Below are 17,729 nucleotides of genomic sequence, written 5' to 3'. Positions count from 1 at the left end.
CCCGCCCGGGACGGCAGGCGCCCCACCACGGACCTCAGGTGCCGACGTACTCCTTCAGGTGGGTGCCGGTGAGGGTCGAGGCGTCGGCGACGAGCTCGGCGGGGGTGCCCTGGAAGACGATCCGTCCGCCGTCGGCGCCCGCTCCGGGGCCGAGGTCGATGAGGTGATCGGCATGGGCCATCACCGCCTGGTGGTGCTCGATGACGATGACCGTCTTCCCGGAGTCCACGAGTCTGTCCAGCAGGGCGAGCAGCTGGTCGACATCGGCCAGATGCAGGCCGGTGGTGGGCTCGTCGAGCACGAAGATCCCGCCCTTGTCGCGCAGGTGGGTGGCGAGCTTGAGGCGCTGTCGCTCACCGCCGGAGAGGGTGGTCAGCGGCTGGCCGATGGTGAGATAGCCGAGGCCCACGTCGTCCAGGTGTCCCAGCAGAGTCGCCGCCGCCGGCACTGCCGTCCCCGCGGCGGAGAACAGCTCACGGGCCTGAGCGACGGAGAGGGCCAGCACCTCGGAGATGTCCTTCCCGCCGAAGCGGTGCTCGAGCACGTCGGCGCGGAAGCGCCGGCCCTCGCACTCCTCGCAGGCGGTGGCGACGGTCTCCATGAAGCCGAGCTCGGTATAGATCATCCCGGCGCCCCTGCAGAGCGTGCAGGCGCCCTCGGAGTTGTGCGAGAACAGGGCGGGCTTGACGCCGTTCGCCTTCGCGAACGCTTTCCGGATCGGCTCCAGCAGCCCGGTGTAGGTCGCGGGGTTCGAGCGGCGGGAGCCGCGGATGGCGGTCTGGTCCACCACGATCGCCGCGGCGTCCTGCGGCATCGAGCCGTGCACCAGCGAGCTCTTCCCGGAGCCGGCCACCCCGGTGATCACCGTGAGCACGCCGAGCGGGATGTCCACGTCCACGGACTGCAGGTTGTGGTGGTCGGCGCCGCGGATCTCCAGGGCCCCGGTGGGCGTGCGCACGGTGTCCTTGAGCGAGATCCTCCGGTCCAGGTGGGTGCCGGTGAGGGTGTCCGAGGCGCGCAGCCCGGCCAGATCTCCTTCGTACTGCACGCTCCCGCCGTCGGCGCCCGCCCGCGGGCCGAGGTCGACTACGTGGTCGGCGATCGCGATGGCCTCGGGCTTGTGCTCGACCACCAGCACCGTGTTGCCCTTGTCCCGCAGGTTGACGAGCAGGGCGTTCATGGTCGCGATGTCGTGGGGGTGCAGCCCGATGGTCGGCTCGTCGAAGACGTAGGTGACGTCCGTCAGCGCCGAGCCGAGGTGGCGGATCATGCGGGTGCGCTGCGATTCGCCGCCGGAGAGGGTGCCCGAGGGGCGGTCCAGGGACAGGTAGCCCAGGCCGATCTCGGTGAACGCGTCCAGCAGCTCCGAGAGGTTCTGCAGCAGCGGAGCGACCTGGGAGGAGGTGTTCTGCTCTCGCAGGCGGCGGACCCAGGCGGCGAGCTCGGAGATCTGCATCGCGCAGACATCGGCGATGGAGAGCCCGTCGATCCGTGAGCTGCGCGCATGCTCGGCCAGGCGCGTGCCCTCGCACTGCGGGCAGAGGATGAAGGTGACCGCTCGATCCACGAAGGCGCGGATGTGGGGCTGCATGGAGTCGCGGTCCTTGGACAGCATCGACTTCTGGATCTTGGGGATCAGCCCCTCAAAGGTCATGTTCGCGCCCTCGAGCTTCACCTTGGTGGGCTCCTTGTACAGGAAGTCGTGGAGCTGGCGCTTGGTGAAGGAGCGGATCGGCGTGTCCGTGGGGAAGAAGCCGGAGGCGGCGAACAGCTTCTCGTACCAGCCGCCGGCCGAGTAGCCGGGCACCAGGAACGGGCCCTCCTCGATGGACCTGTCCTCGTCGTACAGCTCGCTGAGATCCAGGTCGGTGACCGTCCCCATGCCCTCGCAGCGCGGGCACATGCCGCCCACCCGGGAGAAGCTGGCCTTCTCGGCGATGGTCTTCGCGCCCTTCTGCACGGTCATCGCTCCGGAGGCGGTCACGCTGGGGACGTTGAAGGAAAAGGCGCTCGGGCCGCCGACGTGCGGCTCGGCGAGCTTCGAGAACAGGGTGCGCAGGTGGGCGTTCGCATCGGTGACCGTGCCGACGGTCGAGCGCACGTTCGCCCCCATCCGCTCCTGGTCGACGATGATCGCGGTGGTCAGCCCCTCCAGGGAGTCGACGTCGGGCCGGGCCAGCTGGGGCATGAACCCCTGCACGAAGGAGCTGTAGGTCTCGTTGATCATCCGCTGCGACTCGGCGGCGATGGTGCCGAACACCAGCGAGCTCTTGCCCGAGCCGGAGACCCCGGTGAAGACGGTCAGCCGGCGCTTGGGAAGGTCGAGGGAGATGTCGCGGAGGTTGTTCTCGCGAGCGCCGCGCACCTGGATCAGGTCGTGGGCGTCGGCCGGATGGACAGGAACGGACATCGGGAGTCTCCTCGGACACATCGGGGCGCGGTGCGTCCCACGCCCGAGACATTCTGCCACCGGTCCGGGCGGTCCCGGCTAGCCTGGAGCGGTGACCGCTACGACGCATTTCGACATCGCCCTCGTCGGCTCCGGCTCCGCGAACTCGTTCCCGGGGCCCGAGTTCGCCGGCCGCAGCATCGTCCAGATCGACCGGGGGGTGGGCCCGGACCGCGTGTTCGGCGGCACCTGCATCAACCTCGGCTGCATCCCGACCAAGATGTTCGTGCACACCGCGGAGCTCGCCCACACCCCGGTGGACGCCGCACGCTTCGGTCTGACCGAGCAGCTTCGCCACGTGGACTGGCCGGCGATCCGGGACCGCATCTTCGGCCGCATCGACGCGATCTCCGTGGGCGGTGAGGAGTACCGCCGCGACCACGAGGACAACGCGAACCTCACCCTGCTGCGCGGCAGCGCCCGCTTCGTGGGCCCGAAGACCCTCCGGGTGTGCGGGAACGATGGCGGCGAGCAGACCCTCAGCGCCGACACCATCGTGCTCGGCGCCGGCTCCCGGCCGGTGCTCCCGCCGATCGAGGGCCTGGCCGAGGCGGCACCGCACACCTCGGACACCATCATGCGGATCGACCAGCTGCCGGCCTCGCTCGCGATCCTCGGCTCCGGGGTGATCGCCGTGGAGATGGCGCACATCTTCGCCTCCCTCGGGGTGGAGGTCACCCTGATCGCCCGCTCCCAGCGGGTGCTGCGCGCCGCGGACGCGGACGTCTCCGACCGGCTGACCGAGCTCCTCGGCGAACGCCTCCGGCTGGAGCGGGGGCTCTCGACCACCTCCGTGCACCGCACCGCAGACGGCATCGAGCTGCGCGGCGAGCGGGACGGTGCCGAGGTGCTGATCCGGGCCGAGGAGCTGCTGGTCGCCGTCGGCCGCCGCCCCAACTCCGACCTGCTGGACGTCTCCGCCGCGGGGATCGACACCGCCGAGGACGGCAGGGTGGCGGTGGACGCGCAGCAGCGGGTGCTCGGCGACGGGGAGGTGCTCGAGGGCCTGTGGGCCTTCGGCGACCTCTCCAGCGCGCACCAGCTCAAGCACGTCGCGAACCATGAGCAGCGGGTCGTGCGGCACAACCTCCTGCATCCGCAGCAGCTGCGCCGCAGCGACACCATGCCCGTGCCCAGCGGCGTGTTCACCCATCCGCAGGTCGCGTGGGTGGGGATGGACGAGGAGACGGCGCGGCGCAGCGGCCGTGAGGTGAAGGTCGCGGTCCAGGAGTACGCTGCCATCGCCTATGGCTGGGCGATGGAGGACACCACGGGCTTCGCGAAGCTCGTCGTCGACGCCCGGACCACCGAGATCCTCGGCGCCCACCTGATCGGACCCGAGGCCACGACCCTCATCCAGCTGCTGATCCAGGCCATGAGCACCGGGCAGACCGCCCGGGACATCGCCGCCACCCAGTACTGGATCCACCCGGCCATGCCCGAGCTGATCGAGAACGCGCTGCTGCAGCTGGTGCCCTGAGCTCCGGTCGGCGCGCTCCTGCCCGGTCAGCTCACTGCTCGGCGCCGGGAAGGCAGGACTGCAGCGGATCCTGCTCGATCTCGGGCGCCGGGGTGGACTCCTCGCCGCTGCCGACGGCGTCCGTCGGCGTCGAGCTCTCCTCCGCGGAGGTCGGCTGCTCGTCGCTGGACGTCCCCGTGCCGGCGCTCTCCTCCTCCGGCGGGGCGCCGGTCTCGGCGGGAGCGGTGGAGCCCGGCTCGGTCTCCCCGAGCACGGACTCCGGTGGCTCCTGCGCCATCGAGTCCTCGATCGAGGCCTGGACCCACTCCTCGAGATACGCGTAGTCGGGATCGCCGGTGAAGGTGACGTCCTGGGTGATCGGGTAGGACGTGAATCCGGCGTCCTTGATCCGCAGCGCGAGATCCACGAAGGCATCCAGGTTCTTCACCGGGATGTCCGTCTGGATGTTGTTCTCGGTGGCGTTGACCAGCCCCGGGATCGAGAGTGCGAGCGTGGTCGGATCGGCCTCCTCGGTCACGGCGCGCACGATGCGCTGCTGGCGGCACATCCGGTTGAAGTCGTTGGACCCCTCCCGGGACCGGGCGTACCAGAGCGCGTGGAAGCCGTCGAGCTTCTGCATCCCGGGCTCGATGTAGCCGTCGATCGCGCTGGCGCCGCCACCGATCGGGATCCTGCGCTCGACGACCATGTCCACGCCGCCGAGGGCGTTCACCAGGTCCTCGAAGCCCTGCAGGTTCACCATCGCGTAGTAGTCCATCTGCAGCCCGAGCGTCTCCTCGACGGCCCAGCGCGTCACGGTCAGCCCGGGTTCGGGGTCGCTGGGGAACAGATCCGGGCGGTCCTCCGCCCAGGTCCACACCGCGTTGATCAGGGACTGGTCCGGTCCGAAGTAGTCGAAGCCGTCCGGGAACACCTCAGCGGCCGGGGTGTCCTCGGGGAACTGCACCTTCTCCAGGTTCCGCGGGATGGAGAACAGGGCGGTGTTGCCGCTGGCCGTATCGATCGAGGCGACCATGATGGTGTCGGGCCGGGTGCCGGTGCGGGTCTCCCCGGCGTCCTGGCCCAGCAGCATGATGTTGACCCGCCCGGCGTTCGCCCACGGATCCTTGCCGGAGGTGAAGGGGTGCGCCCCGCCCTCGCCGCCGCCGAACACGGTCCGGGAGCCGACCAGTCCCTGCAGCGCCCACAGCGACTGGACCCCTCGGGTCGCGGGCACGGCCACGGCGACCACCATCAGCACTGCGAGGGCCAGCGCCAGGTAGCGCTTCGCGCCTGCGAGGCGTTCGCTCGTGGAGTGGGCCAGGTTCGCCAGCACGATCTGCAGGGCCCAGACGAGTCCCACCACGCCGAGGGCGATCATCGCCCCGATCAGGATGCCGCGCTGGGTCAGCAGCATCATGCCGGTGCGCAGCGGGTCCCCGAACAGCAGCAGGGCCCCGATGATCAGGAACGCGAGCAGCACCACCGTCAGCAGCACCCAGCCGAGCCGGCGCATCCGGGTGGTCACCAGGCCGGAGCCCGGGAGCAGGGAGGTCAGCACGGTCCAGAACGCGACCTTCGGCAGGGATCCGGAGCTCTCCCGGTCCTCGTCGGCGCGCCGGGCGTCGTCCGCGGTCCGCGGGGTGGCGCGGCGGGGGGAGACGGCAGCGGGAGCGGGCGGGGCGCCGGGGGCAGGGGTCCGGGGCGAGGTCGCCGCCCACACGTCCTGCTCGGCGGCTGGCTCGGCGGGCAGGGCCGCGCGGCGGCGACCGCGGGGCGCGGAGGGAGCGCTGCCTGCGTCACCGGGGCGCGCGGCGGCAGGGTCCGCGTCATGGTCGTCGGAGGCCGCGGCGGGGGACTGTGCGCCGGTGGCGGGGGAGTGCGGGAGCTGCTCGAGCGGGAAGGCGGCGCGTCGGCCGCGCTCGCGGCGCTCGGAGTGCCCGGCGGGCGGCTCGCCCCCGGCCTGCGGGGGACCGGCGGCGCCGGACTCGGGAGCGGCGGCCCCGGAGCCGGTGGGCTCGGCGGGACTGGACCCGGAGGGTGCGGACGGCGCCGAGGCGGCGCTGCCGCCGAGCCAGGTGCGCTTCTCCCCGGAGGCGCCGAAGGCGGCGTCCCGATTCCGGCGTGCTTCGTCCGGCGACAGCGGCGGCGAGGCACGTCGGCGGGCCGGCTGCTGGTGTCTGCCGGACCGACGGCGCCTGCGGGGGGAGTCCGAGGAGTGGTCCGTCATGCACCCATCCTAGAATCACGGGCTCTCCTCGTCATGCCAGGGCTTGTGCGGGGCTCGTGGAGGTGACCCGGGCGGATCCGTATCCTGGACGCATGCGTCTGATCCATACCCCGTCGACCGACCTCACGTACGACGACTGCTTCTTCCTGCCGAATCGTTCGGCCGTCACCTCTCGTTTCGACGTCGACCTCGGCAGCGACGACGGAACGGGCACCACGATCCCGCTGATCGCGGCCAACATGACCGCCGTGACCGGGCGCCGCATGGCAGAGGTGATGGCTCGCCGCGGCGGGCTCGCCGTGCTGCCCCAGGACCTCTCCCCGGAGCGGATCGACTCGATCGTCCGATCGGTGAAGTCCCGTGATCTGCTGGTCGACCATCCGCTGACCCTCACCGCCTCGGGCACCCTCGGTCAGGCTGCGGACCTGCTGCCCAAGCGTCCGCACGGCATCGTGGTGGTGATCGACGAGCAGCACCGCCCCCTCGGGACCGTCTCCATCGAGGAGATCGCCGGACGGGACACCTTCTCCGAGGTGGGGGAGGTGCTCAGCGAGGACGTCCCCGTGCTGCGGCCCGCGGATCTCTCGGTCGATCCCGCCCAGCTGCATGCCCGTATCGCCGCCACCCACCACGATGCGGCCGTGGTCGTGGACGACAGCGGCGCGCTGCGCGGCGTCCTCACCGCCACCGGCGTGCTGCGCTCGACGATCTACCGCCCGGCGACGGACGCCGCGGGCCGGCTCCGCATCGCGGTCGCCGTCGGGGTCAACGCCGATGTCGCCGCCCGGGTGCGGGAACTGGTGGAGGTCGGGGCCGACGTGATCGTGCTCGACACCGCCCACGGCCACCAGGACAAGATGCTCGAGGCGCTGCGCACCGCGCGCGAGGCCCTCGGCCCCCGGGAGGCAACGGCGGTGCGGCTCGCGGCAGGCAACATCGTCACCGCCGAGGGCACCCGAGAGCTCCTCGAGGCCGGTGCCGACATCGTCAAGGTGGGCGTCGGACCGGGGGCCATGTGCACCACCCGGATGATGACCGGAGTGGGGCGCCCCCAGTTCTCCGCCGTGCTGGAGTGCGCGGCCGAGGCCCGTCGCCTCGGCGGGAGCGTCTGGGCGGACGGCGGAGTGCGTCACCCCCGCGATGTCGCGCTCGCTCTCGCCGCCGGCGCCTCCAACGTGATGATCGGCTCCTGGTTCGCCGGCACCTACGAATCGCCCGGTCAGATGCGCACCGATGAGAACGGTCGACGCTTCAAGGAGTCCTTCGGCATGGCCTCCAAGCGCGCGGTCTCCCATCGCACCGCGCATGAGGATGCCTTCGCCCGCGCCCGCAAGGGCCTGTTCGAGGAGGGCATCTCCACCTCGCGCATGTACCTCGCCGAGGGTCGGGGCGGGGTGGAGGACCTGCTGGACCAGATCACCGCCGGGGTGCGGTCCTCGTACACGTACGCGGGAGCGGCCGACACCGCCGAGTTCCGGGAGCGGTCCGTGATCGGTCTGCAGGGAGCGGCCGGCTACGCCGAGGGGCGCCCCGTCTCCGGTTCCTGGAGCTGAGCCCCGCCCGATCAGGACGCGCCCGGGGCCGCGGCCGTTTCGGTGCCGCCGCCGGGACGACGGACCCCTCGCACCGGGTACGCTCATCACATGACGACTCTCGTGATCGGTGGCGCTGGATACATCGGATCGCACGTGGTGCGACTCCTCCTGGAACAGGGGCAGGAGGTGATCGTGGTCGATGACCTCTCCACCGGCCTGCGCCGGCGCACCGAGGGGGCGGAGCTGATCGAGCTCGACGTCACCCTCCCGGACGCGCGCGAGAAGCTCGCCTTCCAGATGCGGGCCTCCGGTGCCGATTCGGTGATCCACTTCGCAGCCCACAAGCAGGTCGGCGAATCCGTCGAGAATCCCGAGATGTACTGGCACGACAACATCGGCGGGCTGGCCAACGTGCTGGCCGCCTGCGCGAGCGCCGAGGTGCGGGACGTGGTGTTCTCCTCCTCGGCGGCGGTCTACGGCATGCCCGACGTCGACCTCGTCACCGAGGACCTCGCCCCGCAGCCGATCAACCCCTACGGCGCGACCAAGTACGTGGGGGAGTGGATGCTCGCCGACGCCGAGCGCGCCCATGACATGCGCACCGTCGCCCTGCGCTACTTCAACGTCGCCGGGGCCGGCTGGCCCGAGCTGGCGGACACCGCGGTGATGAACCTGGTGCCGATCGTGCTGGACCGGCTCGAGCGGGGACAGGCCCCGGTGGTCTTCGGGGACGGCTACGACACTCCCGATGGCACCTGCATCCGCGACTACGTGCACGTGCTCGACCTCGCCCACGCCCACATCGCCGCCCTGGACTACCTCCGGGGCGAGGAGCGCCCGCACCGGACCTTCAACGTCGGCACCGGCGAGGGCTCCAGCGTGCTCGAGGTGATCGACGCGATCGCGCGGGTCCAGGGCATCGAGATCACCCCCGAGATCGGAGAGGCCCGCGCCGGGGACCCGGCCCGGCTGATCTGCTCCGGGGACCGCATCGCCCGGACCCTCGGCTGGAAGTCCGAGCACGGCCTGGACGACATCGTCCGCTCCGCCGTCGAGGCGCGCAGGGCCGGGATCACCCCCGACGTCGAGGCCTATCCCCAGAGCTGACCCCGCCGCGCGGGGCGGGCCCGCATCCCTGCCAGGCCCCGCGTCCCTGCCAGGCCCCGCGTCTCGGCCGGGGCCGTGTCGCGTCCTCCGTGTCGAGCGACGGGTGCATCGACTGGCGCTCAGCCAGCACGGAGGGCTGTACAGGGAGCTGCATGCTGGCTCAGCGCCAGTGGATGTCATGGGGCACCCGTGCTGCGAGTCATGCGGGTGACCCGGGCCATGCCGGGCCGCAGATCACGCGGGGCGGGCCCGCGCGGCGCAACCGCGCGGCTCAGGTGAGATAGCGGTAGATCGGGTCCTCCGGATCCACGCGCTCGATCTCCATGTTCGAGGCGGCCATCCGCGCCATCAACGGCTCGAGATCCTCACGATCACCGATCTCGAGCCCGACCAGCGCCGGGCCCGCCTCACGGTTGTTGCGCTTGATGTAGTCGAACAGCACGATGTCGTCGTCCGGTCCCAGCACCCGGTCCAGGAAGCGGCGCAGCGCGCCGGGCTCCTGCGGGAACGTCACCAGGAAATAGTGCTTGAGGCCCTCGTGCACGAGGGAGCGCTCCACGATCTCGTTGTACCGCGAGACGTCGTTGTTGCCGCCGGAGACGACCACCACCACGTCCCCGGTCTCCTCCTCGGGATCGGCGGCCTCGTGCCCGCCGCGGCCGAGGTGCTCGATCGCGCCGGTCGCCACCGCGGTCGAGGTCAGTGCACCGGCGGGCTCGGCGATGATCCCCTCGACCTGATAGAGATCGAGCATCTCGGTGCAGATCGCCCCCTCGTCGACCGAGATCAGCTCGGGACCGATGGCCTGCACCATGCGCAGCGGTCCGGTGCCGACCCGGCGCACGGCGGCGCCGTCGACGAAGCGGTCCATCTCGTGGAGGGTGACCGGCCTGCCTGCGCGCACCGCCGCGGCCATCGAGACCGCCCCGGCCGGCTCGACCCCGATGATCCGGGTCGAGGGACTGCGCTCGCGCAGCCAGGCACCGCAGCCGCCGAGCAGACCGCCGCCGCCGACGGGCACCACCAGCGTGCCCATCTCGCGGCCGTGCTCGGTGCGCAGCTGCTCCGCCGCCTCGAGGGCGACCGTGCCCTGACCCGCCATGATCAGCGGATGGTCGAAGGGCGGGACCTGCGTGGCACCGGTGCGCTCGGCATCGTCGGCAGCCGCCTCGGCGGCGTCGTCGAAGGTGTCCCCGATCAGGATCAGCTCGACCCGCTCGCCGCCGATGGCGGTGATCCGCTCGCGCTTCTGCCGCGGCGTGGTGCCGGGGACGTAGATGCGCCCGCGGATGCCGAGGGCACGGCACGCCTGGGCGACGCCCTGGGCGTGATTGCCGGCGCTGGCCGCGACCACTCCCGCCTCCCGCGTCGACCGGTCGAGGGAGTCGAGGAAGAGATGGGCGCCGCGGAGCTTGTACGAGCGCACGGATTGCAGGTCCTCGCGCTTGAGCCACACCGGCACCCCGGCCAGCTCGCTCAGTCGCTCGCTGTGCTGGAGCGGGGTGCGCCGGAGGACCGGGGCGAGACGCTCCGCGGCGGCCTCGATGTCCGGGGCGCGCACCGGCAGCTCCCCGGCCTGCATCGTCTCCGTCGTCGTGGTCTCCCTCATGCTGTTCCCTCCTCGGGCGTCCCGGACAGAGCGAGGACCAGGGCCGTCGCCATCGCGGCCACCCCTTCGCCGCGCCCGGTGAGGCCCAGGGCGTCGGTGGTGCTGCCCGAGACCGTGACTGCTGCTCCGGCGGCCGCGCTCATCGCGGCGCAGGCCTCCTCGCGGCGTCGGGACAGGCGGGGACGATTGCCGATCACCTGCACCGAGATGTTGCCGATCCGGAAGCCGGCCTCTCGCACCAGACGAGCCGCCTCGCCCAGCAGGCGCGCTCCGGAGGCACCGGACCACTCCGGCCGGTCCACCCCGAAGTGGGAGCCGAGGTCGCCGATCCCGGCGGCGGCGAAGAGCGCGTCGCAGGCGGCATGGCAGGCGACATCGGCGTCGGAGTGGCCGGCCAGTCCCGGCTCTCCCTCCCAGTGCAGTCCCGCGACCCACAGCTCCCGGTCGGCCTCGGCCGGGGCGAAGGCGTGCACGTCCACCCCGATCCCCACCCGGGGCAGCGGTGCGGGGACGGGCGCGGTCCTCACCGCCGGTCTCCGGATCCCGTGCCGGCGGCGTCGATCCGTGCCAGCAGACGGTCGATGTCGTCGTAGGTGACCTGCGGGTTCGTGCCCAGCAGAAGCGGCATCCCGGAGACCTGCGGGATGCCGAGGGCGTCGGGGAGATCCACGGTGCTGATCACCAGGTCCGCCCGGAAGTCGGCCGAGAGCAGATCCATCACGGTGGCCTGGACGACGTGCGCCTCGCGGCCGCGGGCCGCGAGGTGATCGCGCACCTGCTCCGCGATCAGTGCGGACGTGGCGATCCCCGCGCCGCACACGATGGCGATGGTGAGCATTCGTTCTCCTGGACTGTGGTGGGGTGGAGGGCGGTGCCCCGATCTGCTGAGGTGCTCCGCGGCGGCAGCACCGGCGAAGACCGATTCTGTCATGTCCCGGCTGGGCGATCCACGCGAGGTGCGCGGGCGTCTACGATTGCCCGCGTGACCCAGCCCCGCCGCGCCCGCGCCCCCCGCCCGCCCGGGCGGGCCGCCGGTGTGGTGCTCGCGGGAGGATCGGGCACCCGGGTGGGGGCCGGGATCAACAAGGCGTTCCTGCCGCTGGCCGGGCGCAGCATCGCGGCCTGGGGCCTGAATACGCTCGCCGCGGTCGAGGGTATCGAGATCCTCGTCTTCGTGGTCCGTCCCGACGATCTCGAGCACGCACGGTTCGTCGACGCCCGCGAGACCGACTCCCCGTTGGAGACCATCCCCGGGGGAGAGACCCGCCAGGAGTCCGAGCTGCTCGCCCTGCGGCACCTCGCCGACCGCATCGACAGCGGCGCCATCGACACCGTGCTGATCCACGACGCGGCCCGCCCGCTGGTCTCGCACGGCCTCGCCTCGGCGGTGCTGCACGCGGCGCGGGAGGCCGGGGGTGCGGTTCCCGGCATCCCTGCCTCCGACATCGCTCCCGTGGGCACGGACGACACCCTCGCGGCGGCATCCGCCCCGGGTCGGGGCACCCTCGTGCGCGTGCAGACCCCGCAGGGCTTCCATGCTGCGACGATCCTGGACGCCTACGAGGCGGCCGCGCGGGACGGCTTCGTGGGCACGGACACCGCCTCCTGTGCCGAGGAGTACACGGACATCCCGGTCGCCTGGGTGCGCGGCGAACAGACCAACTTCAAGATCACCTACGCGCAGGACCTGCTCCTGGCCCAGGACGTGGTCACCGCGCTAGGTTCGAGGTCACGGTGAGGAGGAGCCGATGAGCATCGAGGAGAGCAACCTGCGCTGCACCGTCTGCGAGCGGGAGGCGGAGCACGTGGTGGTCTATGCGGGCCGCTTCGTGTCGCAGATCCGGTGCACCGGATGCGGTGCGGTGACCAGGCTCGATGTGTCCGAGGCCTATCTGCCCGATCTGCGCCGGCGCATCTCCAGCAAGCCCCGGCGCCTGCTGTGGAGGCTGCGTCGTGCCCCCGGGGAGCTGGCGAGCAGCCTGCCGCGGAGCACGCTGTCCAAGCCGGTCCGGATGGCCGAGGAGTTCCGGACGGTGTGGAGGAGCCGGCGGGGCGGTTGAGTGCCAGGCAGCGGCGGGATGCCGCCCGGGGGATCAGCTGCGGCGCGCGAGCCCATGGCGGTGAGAGGTGTCCCGGGCCAGGCCCAGGGAGATCTGCGCCTGCCAGAGGCTGAGGCGGTCCAGCACGGCGAACCCGGCGTGCGAGCCGTGCACCGTGCGCACCCGCGCCCCGTGCTCCAGCGCCGCCCGGATCTCGTCGAAGCCGGCGGGGTCCGGGGGAGACCCGCCGCCGGCGAGGATCACCGACTCGAGCAGGCCTCGACGCACCAGTCGCGGGCTCTGCAGCCCGGCCAGGGTCGAGCGGTCGATGTTGCGCAGACCGTCGGGGCGGACCTCCTTGACGGAGTCCGTCATCGTGATCACCGGGACCACGGCGTCATCATCCGGCCGCAGCGCGGACAGGACGTCGTGGACGACCGAGCTCGGGGTGAGGGCGCGCTCGGCGTCATGGAGCAGCAGCAGCTCCTCCTCGCTCCGGTCGAGGGCGGCGCGCAGCGCCGCCTCCCGGTCACCGGCGACCCTGATCACCGGCAGGCTGCGTCCCAGGGTCGTGCGCAGCGCAGCATGGGCGGCCTCCCCGGTGATCACCAGCGGGGCCGGCAGGCCGCTGCCGTGCAGGGTGCGCAGCAGTCGATCGATGAGCCGAAAGCCCCCGAGCCGTTCGAGGCACGGGGTCGCCGCGCCCCGGGGCAGGCCCGGGGCAGGGGGTGCGAGCGCGAGGATGACCGGACGCACGCCGGTCGGACGCGGGGTGGAGGACACGGGGGAGGGGGTGCTCAGGAGGCGAGGATCTCGTCGAGGAGGGTCTCGGCGCTGGCCTCGTCGGTCTTCTCCGCCAGTGCGAGCTCGGAGACGAGGATCTGCCGCGCCTTGGCCAGCATCCGCTTCTCCCCGGCGGACAGCCCGCGATCCTGATCGCGGCGCCACAGGTCGCGCACGACCTCGGCGACCTTCTTCACATCGCCGGAGGCGAGCTTCTCGACGTTCGCCTTGTAGCGGCGGGACCAGTTGGTGGGTTCCTCGGTGTAGGGCTGGCGCAGCACCTCGAAGACCTCCTCGAGGCCCTCCTTGTCCACGACATCGCGCACGCCGACGAGGTCGACGTTCTCCGCGGGGACCTCGATGGTCAGATCTCCCTGGGCCACCTTCAGCTTGAGGTAGGTGCGGTCCTCACCCTTGATGGTGCGGGTCTTGACCTCTTCGATGAGCGCGGCACCGTGGTGCGGGTAGACGACGGTCTCGCCGACGGCAAAGTTCATGTGGTGGGTCCCCTTTCCGCGCGCCAGTCTAGCATCGCGGGGCCGTGATAAAATGCCGCCGACCTGGTGGATAGCCTTCTCCCAGCGCCTTCTCCCCGAGACCCGCCGGGGCTGCGGATGGGTCCCTCGCGCCTCGTGCCTCGGCATCCCGGGAGCTCCCGGTGGGGTACCCTGTCAGAGCTGTCCCCGTACGTCCCCGCCGCTCAGCGGTATCGAACAGGAGTCCTCCGTGCGCCGTTCCCGCCGTTCCGTGCTCTCCGCCGCTGCCCTGGGCCTGGCGCTCGCGGCCACCGGCTGCACGTACTTGTCCCCGGTGCAGACCAAGGTCTTCTACAACGCGGCCGACGGCACCAATGCCACGATCCTGCAGGACGATGCGTTCTTCGCCGGCGTCCGCAATGCGGTGCTCGTCTTCGGCGACGAGGGCGAGGACCCGATCTTCTATACCTCGGTGGTGAACTACTCGGACGAGGGGACCACCGTCGAGCTCGAAGGGCTCGTCGAGGGCGAGAGCGTGTTCACCGCCAGCGTCCAGGTCCCCGCTCACAGCACCGTCGAGATCGGTCCGGAGGAGGGTCAGCAGTCCGTGCCGGTCAGCGCCGTCGACGTCGTCCCCGGGTCGGTCATCACCCTGGACGTCATCGCCTCCGGCCAGAGCACCACCATCTCCCTGCCGACGCTCACGACCTCGCTCGACTACTACGAGCGCGAGGAGCCGGCCGCGGGCTGAGCCCCGTCCCCCGATCCACTCGCAGATCGCCCCGCAGCCTCGGCAGCGGGGCGATCCGCGTCGACGGGACCGCCCTGCCGGCCGCCGCCCCGTCAGCTGCCGGACTCGAGCTTGTAGCCCAGACCGCGCACCGTGATCAGACGCACCGGATTCCGGGGGTCGTCCTCGATCTTCGCGCGCAGCCGCTTGACGTGCACGTCCAGGGTCTTGGTGTCGCCGACGTAATCGGCTCCCCAGATCCGATCGATGAGCTGGCCGCGGGTGAGCACCCGATCCACGTTGCGCAGCAGCATCTCGAGCAGCTCGAACTCCTTCAGCGGCAGCGCCACCCCCTCGCCGCTCACCTCGACCACGTGCCGCTCCACGTCCATCGTGATGGCGGTGGTGCGCAGGACGGAGTCGCCCTCCCGCTCCGCGGAGTCCTGCCCGCGACGCAGCACTGCCCTGATCCGGGCCAGCAGCTCCCGTGACGAGTAGGGCTTGGTGACGTAGTCGTCCGCGCCGAGCTCCAGTCCCAGGACCTTGTCGAACTCGTCGTCCTTGGCGGTCAGCATGATGACCGGAACGCTCGAGCTGCGTCGGATCTCGCGGCACACCTCGGTGCCGCTCATCCCGGGGAGCATCAGGTCCAGCAGCACCAGGTCGGCCCCGTGGGCGGTGAATATCTGCAGTCCATCGGTGCCGTTGTCCGCCACGGCGACCTCGTACCCCTCCTTCCGCAGGGAGTAGGAGAGCGGATCGGAGAAGGACTCCTCGTCCTCCACGATCAGGATGCGCGTCATCTCAGTGTGCCTTCCCCGACCGGTGACCGGTCGATGTGGTGCGTGCGGGGGCGGGGTGCTGTGCGGCATCGGCGGCCGCGGCCCGTCGTGCCCCCGCGGGGATGGTCTCGGTGCGTCCCATCTCGGGCAGTCGCAGCGTGAAGGTCGAGCCCTGACCGGGCAGCGACCAGGCGGTGACCTCTCCGCCGTGGTCGCTCGCGATGTGCTTGACGATCGCGAGACCGAGTCCGGATCCGCCCGTGGCCCGGGAGCGTGCGCGGTCCACCCGGAAGAACCGTTCGAAGACGCGCTCCAGATGCTCCTTGGCGATGCCCATGCCCTGGTCCTTGACAGAGATCTCGACCATGCCGTCGTCACGGCGGACGGAGACCCCCACCCGGGTGCGGGGATCGGAATAGGTGATCGCGTTGGAGATCAGGTTCGACAGCGCGGTGGTGAGCATCGGGGCGGAGCCGAAGACCTGCAGGCCGTCCGCTCCGCCGACGGCGACGTCGATCTTCGCGCCGAGGGCGTAGTTGCGATTCAGGGCGATCGCGCTCTCGACCACCTCGTCGATCTCGATCGGCTCCGCATCCGGCAGCGCGGAGCTGCCCTGGACCCGGGAGAGCTCGATGATCTCCTGGACCAGATGGGAGAGCCGGTGGCTCTCGCTCTGCATGCGCGCGGCGAAGCGGCGCACGGCCTCCGGGTCCTCGGCGGCGTCCTCCATCGTCTCCGCCAGCAGCGTGATCGCGCCGACGGGCGTCTTCAGCTCATGGGACACATTGGCCACGAAGTCCCGGCGGGTCTCCTCGACGCGCACCGCGCGCGTCAGGTCGTCGGCCAGCAGCAGCGCTCCGTGCTCGCCGAGAGCCCCGATCCGTACGTCGATCACGGACTCGGAGCCGCCCTGGCTCGCACGCTGCAGCGTCAGGCGCTCGTCGCGGAAGCCGCCGTTGCGGCCCACGTCGGCCGCCAGCTCCATCAGCTCGCTGCTGGCCAGCCGTGGATAGTCGCCCTCGGCCGCGCGGACGATCCCGTAGGAGTAGGCCAGCGGCGAGGCCCGCAGCACATCGCCCGCGGCGTCGAGCACCACGTAGGCGGAGGACAGGATCGCCAGCACCTCGGTCGCCGCCTCGGGGATCATCGGATCGAGTGGGGCGGGGCCCGGATCGCGTCGCCGGTCCGAACGGGCGAGCGTCAGCGTGGCGGCGACGCCGATCACCAGACCGATCGCGCCGGCGAGCACGAGGAGCGCAGTCAGGGGCACATGCACAGCGTAGGCCCCCGCGAGGCCCCGACCGGCGCGGGGCCCGGCCGCGAGGCCGATCCGGCCGTGAGTTCACCTGCCGGATGCTCCGGGTCCCCGGCCTGTCGCCTCCTGTTCATCCCCTGCTGGGAGGATCGCGGCGAGAGGCCCATCGGAATGAGGAGGACCCCCATGCGCGAGGCGTATCAGAGCGACCTGCGGCACATCGTCGACGACCTGGTGGATATGGCCGAGCTGGTCGGGACGGCACTGGAGGGTGCGACCTGCGCACTGCTCGCGGGCGAGCTGGCCCTGGCGGAGCGGGTGGTCACCGCCGATCCGCACCTGGATGCCCGGCAGGTGGAGCTGGACGCGAAGGCGGTCGAGCTGCTCGCCCGGCAGTCCCCCGTGGCCACCGACCTGCGCCTGCTGGTCGCGACGCTGCGCATGAGCTCCACGCTCGAGCGGATGGGCGATCTGGCCGCCCACGTCGCACTGGTCGCGCGCCGGGCGCATCCCGAGATCGCGGTGCCGGCCCAGCACCGGGACCAGATCGCTCGGATGTCCGAGCTGGGCCTGACCGCCCTGCAGACGGCCACCCAGGTGATCCAGGCCCGGGATCTGGCACTCGCGGCCCAGGTCGAGGAGCAGGACGACGAGCTCGACGAGCTGATGCTCACGATCTCGCGCGAGATCTCCCGCAGCGAGGAGGGCGCCTACACCAATGCGCAGGTGATCGACCTCACGCTGCTGATCCGCTTCTACGAGCGGATCGGCGACCACGCGGTCTCGCTGGTGCGTCGCGTCGGCTTCCTGGTCACCGGGGACTCGCTGGACACGCTCAGCGGGGGCGTGGACGTCCAGGAGTTCTGAACCTCCCGGCCCCGCCATACGCCGCGGGGCGACCTGCGGCCTGGTCGAGGCGGGATCAGCCGCGGTTGGGGCGCGGCCGGCGCGTGGTGAGCCGTTCCGCACCGGTCTGTGCGCCGCGCTTGGCCGCCACTCGCAGCCCCTGCAGGATCACGCCGGAGACGGTGGTCCACAGCATCATCTTCCACACGGACTGATCGTCCGAGGGATCCGTGATCGCGGCGATCTCAGCCTTCGCCAGGCCGTCCTTCTTCGCCTGCTTCCGGCGCTTGGCGACATCCTTCTTCGCGGCCTTCTGCGATTTCAGGGTCGGAGCGTCCTCGCCGAAGACGGCGCCCCAGCCAGCCGCGGCGGCCTTGTTGCCGATGACCCCGGCGATGATGCCCGCCACGGGGACGGCGATGCTCACGA

Annotated in this window: 17 protein-coding genes; 7 read left to right on the top strand and 10 right to left on the bottom strand. The window is 71.5% G+C overall.

Going from position 1 to position 17,729, the window contains the following annotated elements:
• Positions 1-34: 34 nt before the first annotated feature.
• The gene (locus ACHUEU_RS08940; protein WP_394215581.1) at positions 35-2,410 is read right to left on the bottom strand and encodes an ATP-binding cassette domain-containing protein; all 2,376 of its coding nucleotides are present in this window, start codon (positions 2,408-2,410) and stop codon (positions 35-37) included.
• A 91-nt stretch (positions 2,411-2,501) separates the two neighbouring features.
• Between ACHUEU_RS08940 and ACHUEU_RS08935 the strand changes: the two genes are divergently transcribed.
• Positions 2,502-3,929 (top strand): mycothione reductase, encoded by a 1,428-nt coding sequence (locus ACHUEU_RS08935; RefSeq protein WP_394215580.1) that lies wholly within the window; start codon positions 2,502-2,504, stop codon positions 3,927-3,929.
• Positions 3,930-3,960: 31 nt separating this feature from the next.
• On the opposite strand, the gene ACHUEU_RS08930 is transcribed toward ACHUEU_RS08935, so the two are convergent.
• Positions 3,961-6,138, bottom strand: coding sequence for an LCP family protein (locus ACHUEU_RS08930; protein ID WP_394215579.1), 2,178 nt, complete (start codon positions 6,136-6,138; stop codon positions 3,961-3,963).
• A 92-nt stretch (positions 6,139-6,230) separates the two neighbouring features.
• On the opposite strand from ACHUEU_RS08930, the gene ACHUEU_RS08925 reads away from it, so the two are divergent.
• Both ACHUEU_RS08925 and galE read left to right on the top strand, forming a co-directional pair.
• Positions 6,231-7,691, top strand: coding sequence for a GuaB1 family IMP dehydrogenase-related protein (locus ACHUEU_RS08925; protein WP_394215578.1), 1,461 nt, complete (start codon positions 6,231-6,233; stop codon positions 7,689-7,691).
• Positions 7,692-7,781: 90 nt separating this feature from the next.
• Entirely contained in the window at positions 7,782-8,780 is a 999-nt protein-coding gene (galE, locus tag ACHUEU_RS08920) for a UDP-glucose 4-epimerase GalE (protein WP_394215577.1), read from the top strand.
• Positions 8,781-9,051: 271 nt separating this feature from the next.
• Here the strand turns inward: galE and ilvA are convergent, their stop codons facing one another.
• Genes ilvA through ACHUEU_RS08905 form a run of 3 tightly spaced genes read right to left on the bottom strand, consistent with a single transcriptional unit; the run spans position 9,052 to position 11,227 of the window.
• Positions 9,052-10,389 (bottom strand): threonine ammonia-lyase IlvA, encoded by a 1,338-nt coding sequence (gene ilvA, locus ACHUEU_RS08915; RefSeq protein ID WP_394215576.1) that lies wholly within the window; start codon positions 10,387-10,389, stop codon positions 9,052-9,054.
• A complete protein-coding gene (ispF, locus tag ACHUEU_RS08910; protein WP_394215575.1) occupies positions 10,386-10,916 on the bottom strand; it encodes a 2-C-methyl-D-erythritol 2,4-cyclodiphosphate synthase in 531 nt (176 codons plus the stop codon). Before ispF ends, ilvA begins: the two co-directional genes overlap by 4 nt.
• The gene (locus tag ACHUEU_RS08905) at positions 10,913-11,227 is read right to left on the bottom strand and encodes a PTS sugar transporter subunit IIB (RefSeq protein WP_394215574.1); all 315 of its coding nucleotides are present in this window, start codon (positions 11,225-11,227) and stop codon (positions 10,913-10,915) included. The genes ispF and ACHUEU_RS08905 overlap by 4 nt, the downstream gene beginning before the upstream one ends.
• 144 nt (positions 11,228-11,371) lie before the next feature.
• On the opposite strand from ACHUEU_RS08905, the gene ACHUEU_RS08900 reads away from it, so the two are divergent.
• Together ACHUEU_RS08900 and ACHUEU_RS08895 are read left to right on the top strand one after the other, a co-directional pair.
• Positions 11,372-12,127, top strand: coding sequence for an IspD/TarI family cytidylyltransferase (locus ACHUEU_RS08900; protein WP_394215573.1), 756 nt, complete (start codon positions 11,372-11,374; stop codon positions 12,125-12,127).
• Between the two features lie 10 nt (positions 12,128-12,137).
• Complete coding sequence (locus ACHUEU_RS08895; protein WP_394215572.1) at positions 12,138-12,449, top strand: hypothetical protein; 312 nt, start codon at positions 12,138-12,140, stop codon at positions 12,447-12,449.
• A gap of 33 nt (positions 12,450-12,482) precedes the next feature.
• Here the strand turns inward: ACHUEU_RS08895 and ACHUEU_RS08890 are convergent, their stop codons facing one another.
• Together ACHUEU_RS08890 and ACHUEU_RS08885 are read right to left on the bottom strand one after the other, a co-directional pair.
• The gene (locus ACHUEU_RS08890) at positions 12,483-13,211 is read right to left on the bottom strand and encodes an IspD/TarI family cytidylyltransferase (RefSeq protein WP_394215571.1); all 729 of its coding nucleotides are present in this window, start codon (positions 13,209-13,211) and stop codon (positions 12,483-12,485) included.
• A gap of 14 nt (positions 13,212-13,225) precedes the next feature.
• A complete protein-coding gene (locus tag ACHUEU_RS08885) occupies positions 13,226-13,708 on the bottom strand; it encodes a CarD family transcriptional regulator (RefSeq protein WP_394215570.1) in 483 nt (160 codons plus the stop codon).
• A gap of 229 nt (positions 13,709-13,937) precedes the next feature.
• On the opposite strand from ACHUEU_RS08885, the gene ACHUEU_RS08880 reads away from it, so the two are divergent.
• Complete coding sequence (locus tag ACHUEU_RS08880; protein WP_394215569.1) at positions 13,938-14,438, top strand: hypothetical protein; 501 nt, start codon at positions 13,938-13,940, stop codon at positions 14,436-14,438.
• Between the two features lie 92 nt (positions 14,439-14,530).
• Here the strand turns inward: ACHUEU_RS08880 and ACHUEU_RS08875 are convergent, their stop codons facing one another.
• Both ACHUEU_RS08875 and ACHUEU_RS08870 read right to left on the bottom strand, forming a co-directional pair.
• A complete protein-coding gene (locus ACHUEU_RS08875; protein ID WP_394215568.1) occupies positions 14,531-15,220 on the bottom strand; it encodes a response regulator in 690 nt (229 codons plus the stop codon).
• A 1-nt stretch (position 15,221) separates the two neighbouring features.
• Positions 15,222-16,469, bottom strand: a complete 1,248-nt coding sequence (locus ACHUEU_RS08870; RefSeq protein ID WP_394215567.1) for a sensor histidine kinase — start codon at positions 16,467-16,469, stop codon at positions 15,222-15,224.
• 171 nt (positions 16,470-16,640) lie between these two features.
• Between ACHUEU_RS08870 and phoU the strand changes: the two genes are divergently transcribed.
• Positions 16,641-17,321: a phosphate signaling complex protein PhoU gene (gene phoU, locus ACHUEU_RS08865; protein WP_394215566.1), complete on the top strand. Its 681-nt coding sequence runs from the start codon at positions 16,641-16,643 to the stop codon at positions 17,319-17,321.
• 55 nt (positions 17,322-17,376) lie between these two features.
• On the opposite strand, the gene ACHUEU_RS08860 is transcribed toward phoU, so the two are convergent.
• On the bottom strand, positions 17,377-17,727 hold the full coding sequence (locus ACHUEU_RS08860) for a DUF4235 domain-containing protein (protein WP_394215565.1): 351 nt from the start codon (positions 17,725-17,727) through the stop codon (positions 17,377-17,379).
• Positions 17,728-17,729: the final 2 nt, after the last annotated feature.

The sequence above is a fragment of the Brachybacterium vulturis genome, from assembly GCF_043641765.1.
In the GTDB taxonomy this organism is placed as follows: Bacteria; Actinomycetota; Actinomycetes; order Actinomycetales; family Dermabacteraceae; genus Brachybacterium; species Brachybacterium vulturis_A.
The sequence above is the reverse complement of the archived record's forward strand: the minus strand, read 5'-3'. Positions and strand labels throughout refer to the sequence as shown.